General features: G+C 64.4%; 3 protein-coding genes. All 3 read right to left on the bottom strand.

Going from position 1 to position 2,506, the window contains the following annotated elements:
• Positions 1–173: 173 nt before the first annotated feature.
• A complete protein-coding gene (locus tag WCB02_RS32910) occupies positions 174–560 on the bottom strand; it encodes a hypothetical protein (protein ID WP_423964944.1) in 387 nt (128 codons plus the stop codon).
• On the bottom strand, positions 544–2,193 hold the full coding sequence (gene tnpC / locus WCB02_RS32915) for an IS66 family transposase (RefSeq protein WP_423964947.1): 1,650 nt from the start codon (positions 2,191–2,193) through the stop codon (positions 544–546). The genes WCB02_RS32910 and tnpC overlap by 17 nt, the downstream gene beginning before the upstream one ends.
• A 111-nt stretch (positions 2,194–2,304) precedes the next feature.
• Positions 2,305–2,506, bottom strand: a 202-nt coding sequence (gene tnpB / locus WCB02_RS32920; RefSeq protein ID WP_423964949.1) for an IS66 family insertion sequence element accessory protein TnpB, incomplete at its 5' end; no start/stop codon positions are given.

Below are 2,506 nucleotides of genomic sequence, written 5' to 3' on the forward strand. Positions count from 1 at the left end.
GAGCCTCCACCGCCTATCCGACCAGGGCCTCCCCACAGCAACCCGCGCCTCAGGCTCCTCGATCGAAGTTTGCTCGTCTGCGGAATCACTCAGCGTCGTTCTCTGCCGTAACCATGCGGCGTAGGCCGCAGGGTACTCGTCGGTAGCAGGCTGCGGGGGCTTGGCGGCTCAGTTTATACGGGGTGCAGGATACGGTCGGTCTTCAGCGTTTGCATGGCCTCGGCGAGAGTGAGGCCGCGATGAAGGGGGAACCATTCTCCGGTGTGGCGATGCCACTGGATGTCGAAACGGTCGCGGCCTATCCAGTTGAGGCGGGCGAAGGGGGCATCGAACTCCTCGCCGAGGTTTTCCGGGAAGCCGGAGCGATAGCGCTGTATGAAGCGATACTTGGCGGCGTGCCATTTGCCGAGGATATCGACGGGATAGTTGAACTCCGTAGGCTGGATCGCGGGCAGGAATCGCGGCTTCAGGAACTCCTCGATCAATCGTTCGCACGCGTCAGTGACGCTGGCCTTTTCGGCCTCGGAAAATGCGGCGGTCGGCTTAAGCGGCTTTTGCATGGCTCACATTCGACTTCCGCCATCTCCAGGGTAGCAGCTCATCGAGCCGGTGAGCGGGGTGGCCGGCGATGCGGGAGAGAACATCCGCCAGCCACGCCTGCGGATCGACGCCGTTCATCTTGGCGGTGACGATGAGGCTATACATGGCCGCGGCGCGCTGCCCCCCGCGATCGGACCCGCAGAACAGCCACGATTTTCTTCCAAGGGCCACGCCGCGCAGCGCGCGCTCGGCCGTATTGTTCGAGATGCAAACGCGTCCGTCGTCGAGGAACAGCGTGAACGCCGGCCAGCGCTTAAGCATGTACTGGATCGCCTTGGCGAGGTCATGCCCGCGCGACAGCTTAGCGACTTGCTCGCGAAGATAGGTATGAAGATCGTCAACCAACGGCCGGCTCTCGAGCCGTCGAGCCGACAAGCGCTCTTGCGGGGTCTTGCCGTTGATCGCGCGCTCGATCTCGAACAGCGCGTCGATGCGCCGCACGACCCCGATGGCGATCGGCGAGATCGGGATTTCTTTTTTGGCCGCCGCCCTGCGGCGCGCATTCTCCTCGATGTCGGCGAGTTCGAAGAACTTGCGCCGCGCATGCGCCCAACACGCCGCTTCCCGGATCGGGCCCGGCTTTCGGTCGGGCAGATAGAGCTTGTTGTAGCCGTCATAGGCGTCGGCTTGCAGGATGCCCGCATAGCCCGCCAGATGTGCTTGAGGATGCTCCGCTCGGCGATCGCGCGAGTAATAGAAGATCGCCGCCGGCGGCCCGGCGCCGCCAAAAGGCTTGTCATCGCGGACGTAAGTCCAAAGCCGCCCGGTGTCGGTCTTGCCCTCGGCCAACACCGGCACGGTTGTGTCGTCGCCATGCAGCCGCTCGGCCGACATCACATGGGCTTCGACGAGGCGCCGAAGGGGATCGAGCGCCGCACAGATTGCGCCCACGGCGTCGGCCATCGTGGACAGCGCGATCGGCGCGCCCTCCAGTGCGTAGCGCTCGGCCTGGCGGTTCAAGGGCTGATGCTGTCCGAACTTCTCGAATACGATCATTGCCAGCAGGCTCGGTCCCGCCCAGGCTCGCGGAATCGGATGGAACGGCGCAGGCGCCTGGCTGATCTTCTCGCAGTCCCGGCAGGAGAACTTCTCCCGCACCGTCTCGATCACTTTCCAACGGCGCGGCTCAGTCTCCAGCGTCCGCGTCACGTCTTCGCCGAGCTTGCGCAGGCGATTGCCGCCGCAGCATTCGCAGGCGGTCGGAGGATCGATCACGACGCGCTCGCGCGGCAAGTGATCGGGGAACGTGCTGCGCTCGGCGGCGCGGCGCGTGAAGGCGCGAACGGTCGTGGCCTTCGCGACCGCTGCCTCCGCCGCCAGCTCGTCTTCGGTCGCGCTCGCCTCCAGCTCTTCGAACGCGAGCGACAGTTGCTCGATCAGCCGCGCCGAGCGCTCCGACCGCCGCCCGTAAATCTGGCGCTCCAGCTTGGCGATCCGCAGTTTCTGCGCTGCAATCAGCGCCGTGTCTTCCGACGCCTTCGCGCGAGCGACCGCCAGTTCGGCGGCAATCTCGAAACTCTTCGCGCGTTCGGCGACCAACACCGCCTTCAGCGCGGCGACGTCGTTGGGAAGAGGTTCGAAAGCGGAAGCCATGAGGCGCAGAGAATCATACTCGTCGTGATTTGTGGCGCCCTAAAATGCGCATGACCCCATGTTTTCTAAAGGTCCGCCCAAGCGATCAACCAACGCGCTCTGCCGGCGCTCTCATCCGGCGCTCTTGGGTCTCCAGGTGAGTTGGGGATTGCGCCAGTCGATTCCTTCCAGCATGTAGGCCATCTGCGCCGCCGATATCGAAACGACGCCCTCTTTCGCCGAGGGCCAGACGAACTTTCCTCGGTCCAATCGCTTTGCGTAGAGTGAAAGTCCGATCCCGTCGTGCCAAAGCACTTTCGCCAGATCGCCGCGG

The sequence above is a fragment of the Bradyrhizobium sp. genome (assembly GCF_049581145.1).
In the GTDB taxonomy this organism is placed as follows: domain Bacteria; phylum Pseudomonadota; class Alphaproteobacteria; order Rhizobiales; family Xanthobacteraceae; genus Bradyrhizobium.

Coding starts and splice junctions, on each gene's coding strand:
- WCB02_RS32910 (WP_423964944.1), bottom strand. CDS start 560: ATGCAAAAGCCGCTTAAGCCGACCGCCGCATTTTCCGAGGCCGAAAAG.
- tnpC (WP_423964947.1), bottom strand. CDS start 2,193: ATGGCTTCCGCTTTCGAACCTCTTCCCAACGACGTCGCCGCGCTGAAG.